The sequence below is a fragment of the Cytobacillus sp. QJM3NY_8 genome (assembly GCF_056173585.1).
In genome coordinates, this window is the sequence record NZ_CM149681.1 from 1087149 (window position 1) to 1105386 (window position 18238).

Consider the following 18238-nt stretch of genomic DNA (forward strand, 5'->3'; position numbering starts at 1 on the left):
TAAAAGCCTGGGAAACTGAGTTCCCAGGCTTTTTTCTTATGATCTCAATAACCTCAGGCTGTTTAAAATAACTAAAATGGTAGACCCTTCATGGCCGATTACTCCATAAGGAAGGTCAAGTATCTGCAGGAAGTTGGATGCAATTAAAAACATAATGACCGTTATAGAAAAGATGACATTTTGTTTGATAATGCGATTCATTCGGCTTGAAAGTTCAATGGCTTCCGCAATTTTTGGCAGGTCATTTTTCATTAAGACAACATCAGCTGTTTCAAGCGCTACATCCGTTCCTTCGCCCATGGCAATTCCGACATTTGCCGTTGCAAGGGCAGGGGCATCGTTTATTCCGTCACCGACCATGGCGACATTGCTGTATTTTTCTTTGAGCTTTTTTAAATGCTCCACTTTGTTTTCAGGCAGGCATTCGGCAATATGCTCATTCACATGGCTTTCGCTGGCAATCGCTGCGGCCGTGGTCTGGCTGTCTCCAGTAAGCATGATGGTGTAAATCCCTTGCTGCTTCAATAGGTCTATTGCCTGCTTCGTCTCTTCGCGGACAACATCCTTGAGGGAAATAAGGCCGATTACTTCATCATTTTTCTGTACAAACACAACAGTCTTTCCTTCACTTGCCATTCGATCGGCAGCAGCTTCTGCAAATGCCTTGGCCTCTGTTTTACCGACAAAAGAGGCTTTGCCGATTTTCCATTCATCTTGATCAACTTTGGCTTTGACTCCAAATCCGGTAACATCTTCAATGCTTTCCGGACGAACAAGGAATTCTGATAGTGTTTCTTTAGCATATTTGACTATGGCATTTGCAAGCGGGTGGTTTGAATGACTCTCAATGGAAGCTACCTTTAAAAGCAGATCTTCCCTGGAAAGACCATCCTTGACTATTACATCGGTAACTTCCGGTTTTCCTTTTGTCAGGGTGCCGGTTTTATCAAAGGCGATTGCCTTAAGATGGCTTAAGTTTTCGAGGTGCACGCCTCCTTTAAACAGAATGCCGTGTTTCGCACCATTCGAAATAGCGGATAAGGTTGCCGGCATGATCGATGCAACCAGGGCACAAGGTGAAGCGACGACAAGCAGAATCATTGCCCGATAAAAGGTTTCTGTCCAGCTCCATCCTAAAAGAAAGTGAGGAGCAAACATCATTAAAACGACAACAGCCAAAACCACTTTGACATAGGTTCCTTCAAACTTTTCAATGAAAAGCTGTGAAGGAGATTTCTCGCTTTGGGCAGATTGGACCAGCTCAATGATTTTTTGAAAAAGAGTTTCATTATTTGGTTTTGTTATTTCAACGGTAATCGATCCGTTCAGATTCACAGTACCGGCAAATACCTGGTCATCTGCACCTTTGGAAACTGGCAGTGATTCACCCGTGATGGCTGCCTCGTCCAATGATGAATGGCCTTTTACAATCGTTCCATCTGATGGAACACGTTCACCTGGTTTCACCAGGATTAAATCCCCAATCTTCAGCTCAGAAACATGCACACGTTCCTCGGCCCCATCTATGATCCTCAAGGCTTCTTCCGGCTGAAGTTCCATGAGGGAAGAGATTTCTTTATGGCTCTTGTTCATGGTGTATGTTTCTAAAGCGCCGCTGACGGCGAAGATGAATATCAGGATTGCACCTTCTGTCCAATACCCGATAATGGCTGACCCGATCGCAGCAAAAATCATCAGCATTTCAACATTCAGTTCTTTATTCTCAATGGTCTCTTCAATACCTTCTTTTGCTTTCGCAAAGCCGCCTATAATGAAAGCAAGCAGGTAAGCGGCAATCGATGCAGCCTCCATATTGCTTCGGTCTAATAACCAGCCTGCCAGAATCAATACACCGCTTAGAAGAGCGGCAATCAGTTCAGCATGTGGTTTAATTTTTTCTAAAAGATTTTCTTCAGATGCAGTGCTGCTTTTAAGCAAAGCCTTTGCCTCCATACTCATCGTTTGTCCTCCTAAAAATGAATTTAAAGTTTTTTCAGTTGTCTTATTGAGAAGAATAATCACATTCAATACCCCTAAAAAACGACGAAAGCTGCCACCAATTAGGTGACAGCGTTAAAATCCAGTAATATCAGGTAATGCAGCTAGCATTATGCAAATATTGTATTCTATTACACTTATATTACTATATAGCCTATGAAAAGGAAAGTTAAACGGTCTCTATAAAAATTAAATAAATTTATTTAGCTTATGAATTTTGCACTTCGATTTCCGCTGCGGGTACTTGCTTTCCGCTCCAATTTTAAAAACCCCGCACCAATATTAAACTGCTTTACAATGCTTAGAATGACTGGCTCTTTTCCAATACCTGCTGTTTATTCCCAAACAATGTGACTGCACCAAAGATAATCAAAAGCATGACACTGATAATATTGAAGAAGCTTATGGATTTGAATAATTCAATGAAAAGGCCGCCGAAATAGGGGCCAATCAGGCTGCCAATGCTAAATGCTACTCCGCATAGGAGATTGCCGGTTGGAAGCAGGTTTTTAGGCATTAAGTCTGCCATATAGGTGATGCCAAGTGAAAAGGTTGATCCGACTGCCATACCGGCAATGAATAAGCAAACTGTTAGAGCAAAGACCAATTCTTCGAGCATGCTTGCGGCGATGAAGCTGATAAACCCGATAAAAAGAACACTCATTAATACGTTGCGTCTGCCGAATTTATCACTCATGATCCCTAAAGGAAGCTGGAATATGATTCCGCCGATTGCAAATGAAGTGAGCAGAAGGGAAACACTTGAAACCTCAAGTCCTATGCGCAGGCCGTAAATAGGGAAGCTGCCGTTCAAGGAGGCTTCAAGGAACCCATAGCCGAGTGCAGGCAAGAAGGCAACCCATCCATATTTTGTGGCTTTTGAAAAACGTTTCATTGTTTCCCTGAATGAGTTGATTTCAATGGCCTGTTCAGGGAAGTCATTTTTCAATGTAAATAAGAACAGCCAGGCGATTAGACATAGTATGGAAGAAAGGACAAACGGCATGGTTTCATTAATTTTGACAAGCGGAGCCATTAATGGACCTACTGCAAAACCCACCCCGAAGAAAAGTCCATATAATGAAATATTCCGGCCGCGCTTGTTTTCAGGTGAGAAGGATGTGATCCATGTCTGTGTGCCAAAGTGCAGGGCATGGTCGCCAATTCCGATTAAAAGCCGGAGAATGAACCAAAACCAAAATGATTTCCAGAGAGGAAACAGGATGAGAGATACCACCACTAATAAACCTCCAAGGATGATAACAGGCTTGTAGCCGTATTTGCGCAATGGATATTCCATAAAAGGAGAGATGAGCAGGATCCCAATGTATAAACCTGTTGCATTCAAACCATTCAAGCTGGAGGAAATGCCGTCATTTTCAAAAATAATTGCAATTAAAGGAAGCAGCATTCCCTGGCTGAAACCTGAAATGGCCACAATGCTGATGAGAATCCAAAAACGCATTGTTTCTTTATTCATATTAAAACCTCATTTTCTGACGTGAAATATAAATGTCTCCTAAATGATGGTATCGGGAATAGAGAATCTTGGCAAGAGAAAGTTGCTGGTCATAATATTTTTGTTTGTAGATAAAATAGTGTAATCTCTAATATTAATAAGATAAAAAGGGGCGAATACCATGGAATTTAAAATGAAGGAAGAAGCAGGCTTTTATACCGATTTGCCATTTGGACGCCTGGATGTTGCTGGGGATGAAGAGCATGGCTTCAGACCGTACCAGCTGCTTGTCGCTTCGCTGGCTGTGTGCAGCGGGGGTGTATTGAGGAAAATCATGAAAAAAATGCGCATGGAATTCGAAGACATCGAAATAAAAACCAATGTGGAAAGAAATCCTGAAGTCGCTGACCGTGTAGAGAAAGTACATATTCATTTCATCATAAAAGGAACTGACTTAAATGAAGCGAAACTTCACAAAGCATTGGAATTGACTAGAAAAAATTGTTCAATGGTGCGCTCAGTGGAAGGAAGCATTGAAATAGAAGAGACATTTGAACTTATTTAAAACGCAAACAAGGAAGAGGATGCCTCTTTCTTTTTTTTATAGGCAAGCTTTTCATCAGTATCTTTGTGAAGGGTAACTGAAAAATAGTATAATAATTCCTATAAAAATAATAAGAATTGAAAATTAGAAGTGAGGTGCCCCGCAATGAAATTCCAAGACTTACATACAGCCGAAGCAAGAATCCAGCTCATGGAAAAACTCTCGGAAACGTTTTTATCAAGAGCTGGCAAAAATGATGAAGAGGGTCTTTTCCCCTTTGAAAATATAAAAGAACTTAAAGAATCGGGATATACATCATTAACAGTCCCCAGACGATATGGAGGAAAGGAAATCTCCCTTTCTGAATTTCTGCGTCTCCAGGAAAAGATTGCTGAAGGAGATGGCTCCACAGCCTTATCCATTGGCTGGCATATGGGCATTATCAAAAGCCTGGGCGAGAAAAACAACTGGGATGAATCCGTATTTAGGGCTTTATGTGAAGAAGTAAAAAAGGGGGCTTTAATGAATAACTGTGCATCAGAACCTCAGACGGGCAGCCCTACAAGGGGAGGAAAGCCAATTACCTCTGCCAGAAAAGAAGAGGATTTTTGGATCATTAATGGCCGGAAAAGCTTTACAACCATGGCCCCTGTGCTTGATTACTTCAATGTGAGCGCCACGATTGAAGAAAGCGGGGAAATAGGAAACTTTTTAATTCCGAGAAGTTCCGAAGGCTTGGAAATAGAGGAAACATGGGACAGCATTGCCATGAGAGGAACGGGGAGCCATGATCTTCTTTTAAAAAATGTAAGAGTGAAGCAGGACGCGCTAGTCGAGCTGTTTCAGCCTGGAAAAAAAGGAGCGGCTGGCTGGCTTCTCCATATACCGGCCTGTTATTTAGGCATTGCACAAGCGGCTCAAGATTATGCCATTACCTTTGCCAAAAATTATTCCCCGAACAGCATTAGTGGTGCAATCATTGATTTGCCAAATGTTCAGCAAAAAATTGGCGAGATGGAGCTTGAACTCATGAGAGCACGCCATTTTCTCTATTCAGTTGCAAAGAAATGGGATGAAGCAAACGATGAAGCCAGAAGCAGGATGCAGCCTGAATTGGGAGCAGTCAAGCTGGCTGTAACAAACGCAGCCATAGCAGTAGTCGATTTGGCCATGCGTGTGGCAGGTGCCCGCAGTTTATCAGCAAAAAATCCTCTGCAGCGATATTACAGGGATGTGCGTGCCGGCCTGCATAATCCGCCAATGGATGATATGACCATTCTGGCCTTAGCAAAAAAAGCTATAAAGTAACCCGGAAGGCTGCTCTCTTAGCAGCTTTAGTTATTATTTAAAAAACTTATTTCATTGTAGCCCCAATCGCCTGGTGATTGGGGTATTTTGTTGTCTTCAAGTCTGAATTAGCGGTTAAGTTCGGACAGGAGGAGAAGAAATATCGTGGACTGAGTCCGAAGTCGCCCCGAGTTCAGACAAAAGAAGAGGAAAAACCGTGGATTGAGTCCGAAGTCGCCCTATGTTCGGACAGAAAAAGAGGGGAAATCGTGAATTGTGTCCGAAGTTGCCCTATGTTCGGACAGGAGAAGAGGAAAAACCGTGGATTGAGTCCGAAGTCGCTCTATGTTCGGACAGAAAAAGAGGGGAAATCGTGAATTGTGTCCGAAGTCGTCCCGAGTTCAGACAAGAGAAGAGGAAAAACCGTGAATTGTGTCGGAAGTCGCCCCGAGTTCGGACAAGAGAAGAGGAAGAACCGTGGATTGTGTCCCAAGTCGCCCTGTGTTCGGACAGCAAAAGCTAAATTTCTTCCCTGTTTTTAAAATGCCTAAATCCTGCTTCAAGTTTGAATTTTTTCGAAAGCGGCTAAAGAGAAAGAAACGTTTTACATAAACTTACTGCATATAATCACATAGGCGTGAATGAGCAGGCAATACTAAAAATATTAAAACGTAAGGAGAAAAAAGATATGACTAATAAAGTTTTCATGGTATTGGCGTTTGCAGGTGTGCCCCTGTCTGTCATCGGAACATTGATGCATTGGTCCAATATTTTGCTGTTTGTGATCTACTGCATCACCATTATCGCATTGGCCAGCTATATGGGAAGGGCGACAGAAAGCCTTGCCATAGTAACCGGCCCCCGAATTGGAGGGCTGCTGAATGCCACCTTTGGAAATGCGGTTGAACTGATCATTTCGATTTTTGCTTTAAAGGCCGGCCTGATTAGTGTTGTTCTTGCCTCACTGACAGGGTCCGTATTGGGAAATTTACTGTTAGTGGCCGGCCTTTCATTTTTCGTTGGAGGAGTTAAATACAAGACCCAGTCCTTTAATGTATATGATGCACGTCATAACTCAGGACTTCTGATGTTTGCCGTCATTGTGGCTTTTGTGATTCCTGAAGTTTTTTCAATGACCATGGATGAAGCTGAAACGATAACTTTCAGCATTGGCATCTCTGTCATATTAATAGCTCTTTATTTAGCGGCTTTGTTCTTCAAACTGGTCACTCACCGGGGCGTTTATCAATCAAAAGAGGATGACAGAAGCTCTCATGAGGAGGAAACTCCGGAGTGGAGCAAAGGAAAAGCCATTGCTGTACTTGCCATTTCTACCATTGCGGTTGCTTATGTATCAGAGAATCTGGTTCACACCTTCGAAGAAGTTGGAGAAGCGTTTGGCTGGACGGAATTGTTTATTGGGGTGGTCATTGTGGCAATCGTGGGAAATGCGGCTGAGCATGCTTCTGCCATCATTATGGCTTATAAAAATAAAATGGATATAGCTGTTGAAATTGCTGTTGGTTCCACGCTGCAGGTTGCGATGTTTGTAGCACCTGTTCTTGTACTGCTTTCATTGCTGTTCCCGGCTGCAATGCCTCTTGTCTTTACATTGCCTGAGTTAATTGCCATGGTGACAGCGGTGCTGCTTATGATTGTCATTGGCAATGATGGGGAAACCAATTGGTTCGAAGGCGCCACTCTGCTGGCAGCTTACGTTATAATGGGAATCGGATTTTATCTTTTATAGTCATGACCAAACAGAAAACCGGCTCTGAAAAAATCTCAGGGCCGGTTATTTATATGGGTATTTAAGTACTTTTTTAAAGGATTATGTTTTTCAGAGAATGGTTCTGTTCGCTTTCAGTCATTGATCACCAACCTTTACGCTGATTTTTGACCATTATCATGACTTGCAGAAGACTTAACAAAAAAACGATTCTCCTCCTTTTACATAGTAGTGGGGTTGATTTCCACTGCCCTCCTTTAGTTTAGTAAGCCTATTATAAAACATTATTAGATATTTGTAAATATTCAGATTTTTACAAAATCATTACAAATGAAATATTTTTGCTGCTGATTCCTCCTCAAATCCCTCCGTTATTTTTCACGGGACGGATAATATCCACTTTCTCCGAAAAAACTAATATCAACCTAAAAAGATTGTGACTTGAAAGGAGAAAGACATCATGAAAAAATACGTAAGCATTCTTTTTTTAGGTCTTATATTAATACTGTCATTCCATCCGGCCGCAGAAGCGCAGAAAGGGACTGAGAAATCGGCAAAACAGCCGCCGAAGGCCATTGTTGTCCCTAATTCGGTGCTGAATGTTACAAAGGAAAATACGTATCCTAATCCGGCTCAGGATATGCCGACACTCCAGCCGAGTGAATTAACCCAGCAGCTCATTGATTCATCCAAGGTTAAAATCGAAAATCCGGATCTCATTCGGATGCTGAATGAAACCTCTGTGAGCAGTACTCCGTTCGCACTTGGATACAGGGCCATCGTATATCTCGGTCAGTGGCCGCTTAATTATGAGTCTGCTGAAACCTCCCCTAATTGGGAATATCAGAGGATTAACACGAATTATTTCGACAACCGCGGCGGCAAGGCCCCATACCAGATTCATTATGTTCAGGAAGCCCAAAAGGTTGTCCGTGGAGGTCTGACTGCCAAGGTTCCCAATGCCGAGGATGTAAAAAAGATGATGCTTCTCAAAGCCATGGAGAAATCCGGTCTGCCTCTTGCTTTTGAAACGATTGTTGGAGCAGGCACCAAAAAAGATCATATCTATAACATTCCGCCCAAAAGATTAGGGTATCTATACGGCTATGCTCCCGCAATCAATGAAAAGGGGAAAGTAACGTATGGAGAAGTGTATTTGATGCTGAAAGGCAGCAAGAAAATGATTGTCATTAAAAATGTCACTTCACAGGGAATAGGTGCCTGGATTCCGATTCAGGATCATGTGACGTTTGGGTTTCTTGTTTCAGAAAGGCCTAGATAATAAAAAAGCCAGCCTGACATATAGGCTGGCTTAATCTATTAGATATTCGAACGTCTTGTTTTGAAATCTGTTTCTTTATAGTAGCTGTTCTTTACAAGAACGTTAGGGCCAAGGCATCTAACCCCCGCACAATGACAGTTCAGAGAATCAGCGAGTTCTGTTTTGCTCCACTTTTGATAAATATCCTCAAGCTGATCTGTTTGGATATTTCCCAGCGGCGGTGTATCGCCAAAGTCAGTGACAATGACATCGCCGGTGAAAATATTTATATTCAGCCGTGATCTTCCGTCAGGGTCATTCCGGACGGTTACATTATTTGATGAATGCAGTCTTCTTAAAAGATCCAGGTCTTCTTTATTGCTGCTGCAGGCATAAAAGGGCAGGGTGCCAAACAGCATCCATGTATTCTCATCCCGGATATCCAGCAGATGATGGATGGCTGATCTCATTTCTTCAAGAGTTAATGTTTCTAATGATGAGGCGAAGTCTGATGGATACATTGGATGGACCTCATGGCGCTGACAGTTCATTTCTTCTATAATCTGTTTATGAATTTTTTCAAGATAAGGTAATGTCCGTTTGTTGAGCATTGTTTCAGCAGAAACCATTACCCCCGCTTTCACGAGCTCCCTGCTGTTTTCAATCATCCTGTAAAAGAGCCGCTGACGCTGCTCTATCGTCGGCTTTCGCTCCATCATCGCAAAGCCGCCCTCGATAAAGTCCTCCTCAGTTCCCCAGTTATGAGAAATATGAAGGACATCCAAATATGGAATGATTTCTTCATAACGGGCTAACTCCAGTGTCAGATTAGAATTAATCTGTGTTCTGACCCCTCTTTCGTGCGCATAGCGAAGCAGCGGCGCAACATAATTTTTAACCGATTTTTTTGAAAGCATCGGCTCCCCGCCGGTAATGCTCAGTGAGCTTAAATGAGAAACTTCATCCAGCCTCTTAAGCATCAAATCAATGGGCAGGGCATCGGGATCCCTGGGCTGAAGTGTATAGCCGACAGCGCAGTGTTCACAGCGCATGTTGCATAATACAGTGGTTGTGAATTCAATATTTGAAAGCACCAATTTTCCGTGCTGATCGATATCGGAATAAGCTTCCCATGGATCATTTTCCGGTGTGATAGGTGAAAGTTGTGTTTTCATATGTATCTCCTTTTAAATCTAAGTCCTTTGTCATTATTTAATCTTTCATATCCCATGTCAATCGATAGTTTGGAGTAAAAATGAAATAAAAACGTTTAATTTCTCCTCATGCGGGAATTAACTCAATAACAAACGCGAAACACTTTTTAACTTAAGAGGAGGATTTAACATGGAACAGAATAACACTTATAATACAACAAACACAACAACTGCTTTAAGATCAGATTATGGACAGGATATGAATTATGACCATGATAACGGATCAAACAGCAAGCTGATGAAAGGGATTGTCATTGGCGGTATTATTGGCGGGGCTTTAGCAATGCTGGATAGTACAACAAGAACAAAAGTAAAAACGAAAGCGATGGATCTAAAGGATTCTTCTGCAAATCTTATTTCTGAAGTGAAAGAAAATCCTGGTGATGTAAAGGATAATATGATTAACCAGTTTAAGAGTGCTTCCAATACTCTTAAAGAGGCCATTAAAGATGCCCAGAGTTTGTACCAGCGTGTCAACGAAGATGTTTTCGGCAACATGGATATGGTAAAAGAAGTGTCTAATGAAGCCATGACAACAGCAAAGGAAGCAAAAAGCGAGCTGGCTGATATCGGGTCAAAAGTAAAGGAAGCAGGTTCAGAATTAATGGAAAGCCCTGTTGAGAACGGTGGAAATTCCACTGGCTCGAACAACCAGGCAGCAAGTTCAGTGAGCAGTTCAGAAACTGCTTTCCCGGTAGAGCGTGGCGAAAGTGCTGTCACCTATAGTCCTGAGACTCAAAAGAACAGCAATAACCTTTAATTAATAATATAAAATTTCCTCTGCTCTTATGAGTGGAGGATTTTTTATTGGTTCTGTTTCCTAATGATGGTTGTTTTATATATACACGGAGGGGGTAACCCTTAACTATAGGTATAGGACATTTTTTGGAGGTTACATTTATGGGTTATAGACGAGGGAAATCATTATCAAAGGATATGGAAAAACAATCTTACGAAAGAGAAACAGCTGTTGGAACTGCAGGGATGGTAGTCAGTCCTCATTCAGTTGCCACAGATATAGGTGAAAAAATACTGCGGGAGGGCGGCAATGCAGTAGATGCTGCAGCTGCCATCCAATTTGCATTAAATGTAGTAGAACCAATGATGACAGGCATTGGCGGAAGCGGATTTTTAATGGTTTACGACAATAAAAAGAAAGATGTAAAAATATATGATGGACACACAAGGGCGCCAAAAGGTGTGCATCCGGAAATGTTCCTCGATGACAATGGGGAAGTAATCGATTTTCGCAAACGCTCTACGCATGGAACAGCAGTAGGAATCCCGGGAATATTAAAAGCTATGGATTCAGCTGTAAAGGAACACGGTTCAAAGTCATTAGCCGATCTGATTCAGCCGGCAATAGAAGCCGCAGAAAGCGGCATTGAAGTGAACTGGGTAATGGAGGAAGCTCTTCAGAACTTTCATTACAGGCTGGGTGAGGAAGCCAAAGCTTTTTATTTTCCGGAAGGCAAATCTCTAAAGAAAGGTGACAGACTTGTCAAGGATCATTTAGCCAAGACATTCAGGATCATGCAAAAAGAAGGAATAGCCTCCTTTTATGAAGGAGAGATAGCTGCAGCCATCGTAGAAACGTTAAAAGAAGAAGGCGGCTTTATGACGCTGGAGGACCTGAAAAATTACCGGCTTACCATTGATGAGCCGATATGGGGCGAGTATAAAGGCTATAAGATCGCTTCGTCCGCTCCTCCCAGTGCAGGCGGGGTAACCGTTATCCAAATTCTTAAAATGCTGGAGAAGTTTGATTTAAGCCAATATGACGCAAAGTCCTGGGAAAAGTATTATCTGATAACCGAAGCTATGCGTTTGGCTTTTGCGGACAAAGTTGCCTATTCAGGGGATCCGGAATTTTCTGATCTCCCTATTGAAGGCCTGCTACATGATGATTATATTGCTGAAAGGGTAAAAGCTATAAATTTTAAAAGGAGAAATGATGCAATAGATTTTGGAAACCCCTGGAAATATCAAGGAGGCGAACCAAAGCAGATTATTCGCCAGCCGGATGACTTAGAGAAAAGCGAAACAACTCATTTCACGGTTATTGACCAATGGGGCAATATTGCCGCATGTACATCAACCGTTGAGCATCCATTTGGGTCAGGGATTATGGTAAAGGGCTACGGATTTTTATTAAACAATGAACTTACAGACTTTGATGCCAACCCTGGCGGAATCAATGAACCAAAACCGGACAAAAGGCCGGTCAGCTGCAAAAGCCCGACGATCTTATTTAAGGATGACCAGCCCGTACTAACTCTTGGTTCACCAGGCGGACCGACCATTATTGGCTCGGTTTTTCAGACGATCGTGAATATCATTGACCATAAAATGAATTTAAAGGAAGCCATTGAAGAGCCCCGAATCTTTGCCACAACAGGCCCGCTCATTGAATGGGAGCCGGGAATAAGCATGGAATCCAAAGGCGAAATGGAGTCAAGCGGATTTGAATTTGGAGATAAGCCAAGCCGAATCGGGAATGTTCAGGCCATTCAGATTGACCGGGAGAAAGGGCGTCTATATGGTGCGGCTGACTCCAGCCGTGAAGGAAAGGCAGCCGGAATTACAGAGGAGCAAATAAAAAGCTGATGCCGCCTGGCATCAGCTTTTCTTTGGATCAATATCAGATAGTGTGCTCGTTTTGCTGTTTGAGCTGCTCCTTTAATGACTAACATACTGCCGTTAGTCTCGAATACAACTGCTTCCACATCTTCCATTGAGGAAAACCCATTGGAACGAATAGCCTGCATAATTACTGATTTCAAAACCCTGTTTTTATATAAGGCTGACCCTATGAATTGACCTTGATAATAAAGCAGGTCAGGACTTGCTTTATTGAATGTGGCTGAATGAAGAGAAAGCCAGGCTACTATATAGGCCGATCAAAAGTGCATATGCAGTCAGACCCTCTGCAAGTGATACCTGTTTGTTAAGGAAAATAGTCGCCAGGGTAGACCCAAGGGCAACTCTTACCACTAAATTAAATGCATTCATTTTTGTTAAAGTACGTTTTCCCGATAGTCTCAGGAACAGAATCAGAAAAATATAGCTTATAGATCCATTTGAAAGAACTCTCCATAAATCTTGCCAGCTGGAAAAAACATGATTGCCTCCCTTATATATGGGTTTTATTCCTTTTATAGGAAGAAAAAAAACGGACGATTTTTATCTCCATTCATGTTGCAGGGAGGCAATTGAAGGGTATATTAAATAAAAATACTTATTTGCTGAAATAACTAATTTCATGTAGGATGTAATCGAGACGAAAGGAGAGAACGTTTTGGGCAGTCCGATTCAAGATAAGAATTCACAGGTTACTTTTCTAAAACAGCGCTTAAATATGTTCCTGGACGTACTGGAAGCTATTGAGCCGGAAGACACCGAAATCGAAGACATCGACCGTTTAATTGCTATGATCGATGACCTCGAATCCAAATGCCGTGAATTTAATAACCGCGATTAAAACAGGAGCCTGAGGGCTCTTTTTTTATGAAAATTGCTTTGGAAATTCCCTCTTTCATCCTGTAAACGATTGCAACCTTTGTCTTTAAATACGCATCAGATAGGAGTATAATGATTACGATTAATAATTGTAATTTTCATAAAAGATATGAGCTATATAGGGAACAAAGGGAAGGGGACTAAAGCAATGAATATCGACAAATTTCAGGAAAGCATGTATCAGCTGATTGTTGAGACATCCACTAATCTTCCGCGTGATGTGCGCCGTGCAATCAAATCAGCGAAAGAAAGAGAAAATGCCGGCACTAGAGCAGCGATGAGCTTAGATACCATTACGAATAATATTAAAATGGCTGATGATAATGTGTCGCCAATTTGCCAGGATACCGGATTGCCGACTTTCAAAATCAAGACGCCAGTCGGTGCTAACCAGCTGGTCATGAAGGAAGCAATCAAAAACGCAATCGCCCAGGCAACTAAGGACGGAAAGCTTCGCCCGAACTCTGTTGATTCCTTAACTGGCGCCAACAGCGGGGACAACCTTGGCTACGGAACACCTGTCATTAAATTTGAACAATGGGAACAAGATTATATAGACGCCCGCCTGATTCTTAAAGGCGGCGGCTGTGAAAATAAAAATATCCAATATAGCCTTCCCTGCGAACTTGAAGGCCTTGGCCGAGCTGGACGCGACCTAGATGGAATCCGCAAATGCATCATGCACTCTGTATACCAGGCGCAGGGACAGGGATGCAGCGCCGGCTTTATCGGTGTCGGCATCGGGGGAGACCGCTCTTCAGGCTATGACCTGGCGAAAGAGCAGCTGTTTCGTTCTGTAGATGATGTAAATCCTAATGAAGATCTCCGCAAACTCGAGGATTACGTGATGGAGAATGCAAATGAGTTAGGAATCGGAACAATGGGCTTCGGCGGGGAAACCACGCTTTTAGGCTGTAAAGTCGGTGTTATGAACCGTATTCCGGCAAGCTTCTTCGTATCTGTTGCCTATAATTGCTGGGCGTTCCGCCGCCTTGGCGCAGCAATCAGCATGGAAACAGGTGAAATTAATGAATGGATGTATCAGGAAGGCGAGCATATCGACTTTGGTGCTTCTGAAGCCGAACTTGAGACAGCGGCAGCAGCAGAAACAGCAGAGCAAACAAACATCGTATCATTGCAAGCACCGATCACTGAAGAACAGATTCGCAACCTTAAGGTTGGTGATGTGGTACAGATCAACGGCATGATGTACACGGGCCGCGATGCCATCCACCATCACCTGATGGACCATGATGCACCAGTTGATCTTAATGGGCAGGTCATTTACCACTGCGGCCCGGTCATGATGAAGGACGAAGACGGCAAGTGGCATGTAAAAGCCGCTGGACCGACTACAAGTATTCGTGAGGAGCCATATCAGGGAGATATCATGAAAAAGTTCGGCATCCGTGCTGTTATCGGTAAAGGCGGAATGGGGCCAAAAACATTGGAAGCACTTCAGGAACATGGCGGCGTTTACTTAAATGCAATCGGCGGTGCTGCACAATATTATGCTGACTGCATCAAGTCGGTTGAAGGCGTGGACCTCATGGAATTCGGTATTCCGGAAGCTATGTGGCACCTGAAGGTTGAAGGCTTTACTGCAGTTGTGACGATGGATTCCCACGGGAACAGTCTTCATAGGGATGTAGATAAATCTTCACTTGAGAAATTGGCTCAATTCAAAGAACGTGTATTCTAATAGATGAACGGGAGAGAGGCTGTTTGCGGCCTCTCTTTTTTGTGCATTTTTTTGCCAATGATCCCTGCGAATGTTTTTATTTCATTCACAAACACTAAGAAAAAAATATTGGAGGAGCTCAGATGAAAAAATTAAGTATCTTCCTGAGTGTTTTTATTTTGTTTTTTTCCGGAACAGCTTATGCGAATTATGGCAATTCGCCGGTTCACTGGGGATTCAAAAAAGCAAAAAATGAGGTGCCGGCCGAAGCAGGAAAGCCGCTCGACTCACTGCTTGAAAGACATGGCTCCTATTATAAAGGCGATACAAGCAAAAAAGACATTTATTTAACATTTGATAATGGATATGAAAACGGCTATACAGGGAAAATTTTGGATGTTCTGAAAAAGGAAAATGTTCCTGCTGCCTTTTTTGTAACAGGACATTATTTAAAAAGCGCACCTGATCTTGTAAAGAGGATGGCGGATGAAGGGCATATCATAGGCAATCACTCCTGGCATCATCCTGATATGACAAGAGTGAGCGATGAGAAATTTATTAAAGAACTTGAAATGGTCCGTGCTGAAAACGAAAAGCTTACAGGTGTTAAGCATATGGCATATTTGCGGCCGCCTCGAGGCATTTTCAGCGAACGCACTTTGGCTTTGGCTAAAAAGGAAGGCTATACGCATGTATTCTGGTCACTGGCCTTTGTCGACTGGAACACAGACCGGCAGAAAGGCTGGCAGTATTCTTACGACAATATTATGCGTCAGATCCATCCAGGCTGTATCCTTCTCTTGCACACTGTTTCAAAGGACAATGCCGATGCTCTCCAAAAGGCCATACAGGATTTGAAAAAACGCGGGTACACCTTTAAGAGCCTTGATGATCTGACATGGCAACAGGCAATTGGGGAGCGGATGCTGTACTGATATATGTTTGGCCGATAAATCGGCCAAATCTTGGATTTATCGGCAAAATGTCCAGCTTTCGATAAAAAATTTGGATGGGCACAACAAAGTGATATTGGCCGTAAAACTTAAGATTAGGCCTGTAAATTATGTGCTTTGGCCGGTATTTTTTTAAAGATGGCCGGTAAATGCCCAATTTCGGCCGGTAACACTGCAGAAATTTATAAATTGCATGAAATAGACCCAACTTTTCAGGGTCTATTTTGTATATAGTCCAACAAGTTTAGTAAAATAACGGCAAAAAATGCTATAATCGGGGAAAATGATAAAGGACGGATTCTTCTTGGAAAAGATACAAGTAGAAGGACCTTATAATTTTGATCTGGTACTGGACAGGCTTTTGAATGACCCTCTTAATCAGGTTGATATAGAAAATCGGTCTGTGAAAGTGCCTATGCTGCTCAGCCATCATCCGATTGTGGCAGAAGTAAAAGCAATCGGTACAACTGATAAGCCGGAATTTTTAATAACCGGAACTGATGGCGCTTTTAAAGAAAAAGCAGCAGAGCGTTTATCGGAAATTTTTCAATGGCATCTGCCTCTTGAGAGGATTCACGAACATTTTCAAAACACAGAATTACAGCCAATTTTCGATGCTCATTATGGTACTCCAATTGTTCTTGATTTTGATCCGTATAGCTGTATATTAAAATGCATTATTCACCAGCAGCTTAATCTTGCTTTCGCACACACGTTAACAGAACGGTTTGTAAAAGCATTTGGATTCGAAAAGGATGGAGTGTGGTTTTATCCGCTTCCCGAAAAAGTTGCAGAACTGAAAGTGGATGAATTAAGAGAGCTGCAGTTCAGTAGACGAAAGGCTGAGTATGTAATTGGCATCGCAAAAGAAACGGCCTCGGGAAATTTAAACTTTGACGAGCTTAAAAACCTTTCAGATGAAGAAATTTATGATAAACTTATCAAATTGCGCGGTGTCGGACCCTGGACTGTTCAAAACTTCTTGATGTTCGGGCTGGGCCGGCCAAATCTTTTTCCAGCTGCAGACATTGGCATCCAGAATGCCTTAAAAAAACTATATAAATTAGAAGCGAAACCGACTCTTGAGGAAATGGAGACATTCTCGAAGAGCTGGGATCCTTATTTGAGCTATGCTTCTCTTTATTTGTGGAGGAGTATCGAGTAATTTGGAGTGATGAAGCACCATGAAACAAGAACAAACAGCTAAATTAAAACTAAAGCAAACATTTCCGCTGACAATCAAAAGGCTTGGCATCAATGGGGAAGGTGTCGGTTATTTTAAAAGGCAAGTCGTATTTGTTCCAGGAGCACTGCCTGGCGAGGAAATCACAGCAGAAGCAACAAAGGTAAACCCAAAGTTTGCTGAGGCCAAAATAAAAAAAATCCGTAAAAAATCGGAATTCCGTGTTCAGCCGCCATGCCCGGTATATCATGAGTGTGGAGGCTGCCAGCTGCAGCATCTCCGGTATGATCAGCAGCTGAAGGAGAAACGGGATATCATTATTCAAGCTTTAGAACGCCATACTAAGCTGAATCCCGAGAAGCTGGATATCAAAGAAACCATTGGAATGGAAGATCCGTGGAGCTACAGAAATAAAAGCCAGTTCCAGGTTGGCCAAAAAGACGGGAAGGTGCTTGCCGGATTATATGGCATGAATTCGCACCGCCTGATTAATATTGAGCACTGTGCGGTGCAGCATCCGCAAACAACAAAGGCGACTGAAGCAGTGAAACGGATTCTCCAGGATTTGAGAATCCCAATCTATAATGAAAGAAGCCGAAAAGGTATAGTAAGAACAATCGTTGCCAGGGTGGGAATCCAGACAGGAGAGCTTCAGATTGTACTGATCACAACTCAAAAAGAGCTTCCAAAGAAAGAGATCATAATAGAAAAAATCAAAAGCGAGCTTCCTGAAGTAAAATCAATCATACAAAATGTGAATGGTGAAAAAACCTCCCTTATTTTTGGACAGGAAACCATGAATCTGGACGGAAGCGACTTTATCCAGGAAACACTCGGAGATTTGCAGTTTGAACTATCTGCACGGACATTTTTCCAGCTGAACCCTGAACAAACCGTTAAGCTTTATAATGAAGTCAAAAGAGCAGCGGCTTTAACCGGCAAGGAAAAAGTAGCTGACGCATACTGCGGCGTCGGAACGATTGGATTATGGGTAGCAGATCAGGCAGCGGAAATCCGCGGCATGGATATCATCAGGGAATCCATTGAGGATGCAAAGAAAAATGCTGACCGCCATGGAATTAAACATGCCCAATATGTTGTCGGCAAAGCAGAGGAATGGCTTCCTAAATGGACAAAAGATGGATGGCGTCCGGATGTTATTATCGTCGATCCGCCAAGAACAGGACTTGATCATCAGCTGTTAAAGACTATTTTAAAAGTCCAGCCCAAGAAAGTGGTTTATGTCTCATGTAACCCATCTACATTGGCAAAGGATATTTCGGTCCTGAGCCCCAAATATAAAGTAAATGGCATACAGCCTGTGGATATGTTCCCGCAGACCGCACACGTGGAGAGTGTGACACAACTTGTTTTAAACGTGTAACCCAAACATAAGCTTTTGCTGATCCA

At 42.6% G+C, this 18238-nt stretch carries 16 protein-coding genes; 11 read left to right on the top strand and 5 right to left on the bottom strand.

What is annotated here, in order from left to right:
* Positions 1-36 precede the first annotated feature (36 nt).
* Both AC0VZ9_RS05775 and AC0VZ9_RS05780 read right to left on the bottom strand, forming a co-directional pair.
* On the bottom strand, positions 37-1959 hold the full coding sequence (locus tag AC0VZ9_RS05775; protein WP_251267341.1) for a heavy metal translocating P-type ATPase: 1923 nt from the start codon (positions 1957-1959) through the stop codon (positions 37-39).
* Positions 1960-2299: 340 nt separating this feature from the next.
* Positions 2300-3478: an MFS transporter gene (locus AC0VZ9_RS05780; protein WP_009335733.1), complete on the bottom strand. Its 1179-nt coding sequence runs from the start codon at positions 3476-3478 to the stop codon at positions 2300-2302.
* A gap of 160 nt (positions 3479-3638) precedes the next feature.
* On the opposite strand from AC0VZ9_RS05780, the gene AC0VZ9_RS05785 reads away from it, so the two are divergent.
* From AC0VZ9_RS05785 to AC0VZ9_RS05800, 4 genes are all read left to right on the top strand, one after another.
* Positions 3639-4022 (top strand): OsmC family protein, encoded by a 384-nt coding sequence (locus AC0VZ9_RS05785; RefSeq protein WP_009335734.1) that lies wholly within the window; start codon positions 3639-3641, stop codon positions 4020-4022.
* Positions 4023-4166: 144 nt separating this feature from the next.
* On the top strand, positions 4167-5309 hold the full coding sequence (locus AC0VZ9_RS05790) for an acyl-CoA dehydrogenase family protein (protein ID WP_475397130.1): 1143 nt from the start codon (positions 4167-4169) through the stop codon (positions 5307-5309).
* Positions 5310-5976: 667 nt separating this feature from the next.
* Complete coding sequence (gene cax, locus AC0VZ9_RS05795; RefSeq protein WP_009335736.1) at positions 5977-7038, top strand: calcium/proton exchanger; 1062 nt, start codon at positions 5977-5979, stop codon at positions 7036-7038.
* A gap of 439 nt (positions 7039-7477) precedes the next feature.
* Positions 7478-8299 carry a YfkD famly protein gene (locus tag AC0VZ9_RS05800; protein ID WP_009335737.1) on the top strand — a complete coding sequence of 274 codons (822 nt, stop codon included), beginning with the start codon at positions 7478-7480 and terminating at the stop codon, positions 8297-8299.
* Between the two features lie 38 nt (positions 8300-8337).
* On the opposite strand, the gene yfkAB is transcribed toward AC0VZ9_RS05800, so the two are convergent.
* Positions 8338-9453 (bottom strand): radical SAM/CxCxxxxC motif protein YfkAB, encoded by a 1116-nt coding sequence (yfkAB, locus tag AC0VZ9_RS05805; protein ID WP_071155886.1) that lies wholly within the window; start codon positions 9451-9453, stop codon positions 8338-8340.
* Positions 9454-9622: 169 nt separating this feature from the next.
* On the opposite strand from yfkAB, the gene AC0VZ9_RS05810 reads away from it, so the two are divergent.
* Both AC0VZ9_RS05810 and ggt read left to right on the top strand, forming a co-directional pair.
* Positions 9623-10252, top strand: coding sequence for a hypothetical protein (locus AC0VZ9_RS05810; protein ID WP_475397131.1), 630 nt, complete (start codon positions 9623-9625; stop codon positions 10250-10252).
* Between the two features lie 140 nt (positions 10253-10392).
* Positions 10393-12099: a gamma-glutamyltransferase gene (gene ggt, locus AC0VZ9_RS05815; protein WP_475397132.1), complete on the top strand. Its 1707-nt coding sequence runs from the start codon at positions 10393-10395 to the stop codon at positions 12097-12099.
* On the opposite strand, the gene AC0VZ9_RS05820 is transcribed toward ggt, so the two are convergent.
* Entirely contained in the window at positions 12003-12383 is a 381-nt protein-coding gene (locus tag AC0VZ9_RS05820) for a YetF domain-containing protein (RefSeq protein ID WP_475397495.1), read from the bottom strand. The two genes, ggt and AC0VZ9_RS05820, sit on opposite strands and share 97 nt — an antisense overlap.
* Entirely contained in the window at positions 12343-12504 is a 162-nt protein-coding gene (locus tag AC0VZ9_RS05825; RefSeq protein WP_009335759.1) for a hypothetical protein, read from the bottom strand. Before AC0VZ9_RS05825 ends, AC0VZ9_RS05820 begins: the two co-directional genes overlap by 41 nt.
* Positions 12505-12790: 286 nt before the next feature.
* Here AC0VZ9_RS05825 and AC0VZ9_RS05830 point away from each other — a divergent pair, with 286 nt between their 5' ends.
* From AC0VZ9_RS05830 to rlmD, 5 genes are all read left to right on the top strand, one after another.
* Positions 12791-12973 (top strand): SE1561 family protein, encoded by a 183-nt coding sequence (locus AC0VZ9_RS05830; protein ID WP_009335760.1) that lies wholly within the window; start codon positions 12791-12793, stop codon positions 12971-12973.
* Positions 12974-13159: 186 nt separating this feature from the next.
* Entirely contained in the window at positions 13160-14713 is a 1554-nt protein-coding gene (locus AC0VZ9_RS05835) for a fumarate hydratase (RefSeq protein ID WP_286676837.1), read from the top strand.
* Positions 14714-14835: 122 nt separating this feature from the next.
* The gene (gene pdaA, locus AC0VZ9_RS05840; protein ID WP_252246034.1) at positions 14836-15627 is read left to right on the top strand and encodes a delta-lactam-biosynthetic de-N-acetylase; all 792 of its coding nucleotides are present in this window, start codon (positions 14836-14838) and stop codon (positions 15625-15627) included.
* A 301-nt stretch (positions 15628-15928) separates the two neighbouring features.
* Entirely contained in the window at positions 15929-16810 is an 882-nt protein-coding gene (locus AC0VZ9_RS05845; RefSeq protein ID WP_071155896.1) for a DNA-3-methyladenine glycosylase family protein, read from the top strand.
* Positions 16811-16829: 19 nt separating this feature from the next.
* Positions 16830-18212: a 23S rRNA (uracil(1939)-C(5))-methyltransferase RlmD gene (gene rlmD, locus AC0VZ9_RS05850; RefSeq protein ID WP_019383456.1), complete on the top strand. Its 1383-nt coding sequence runs from the start codon at positions 16830-16832 to the stop codon at positions 18210-18212.
* The last annotated feature ends 26 nt before the right edge of the window (positions 18213-18238 follow it).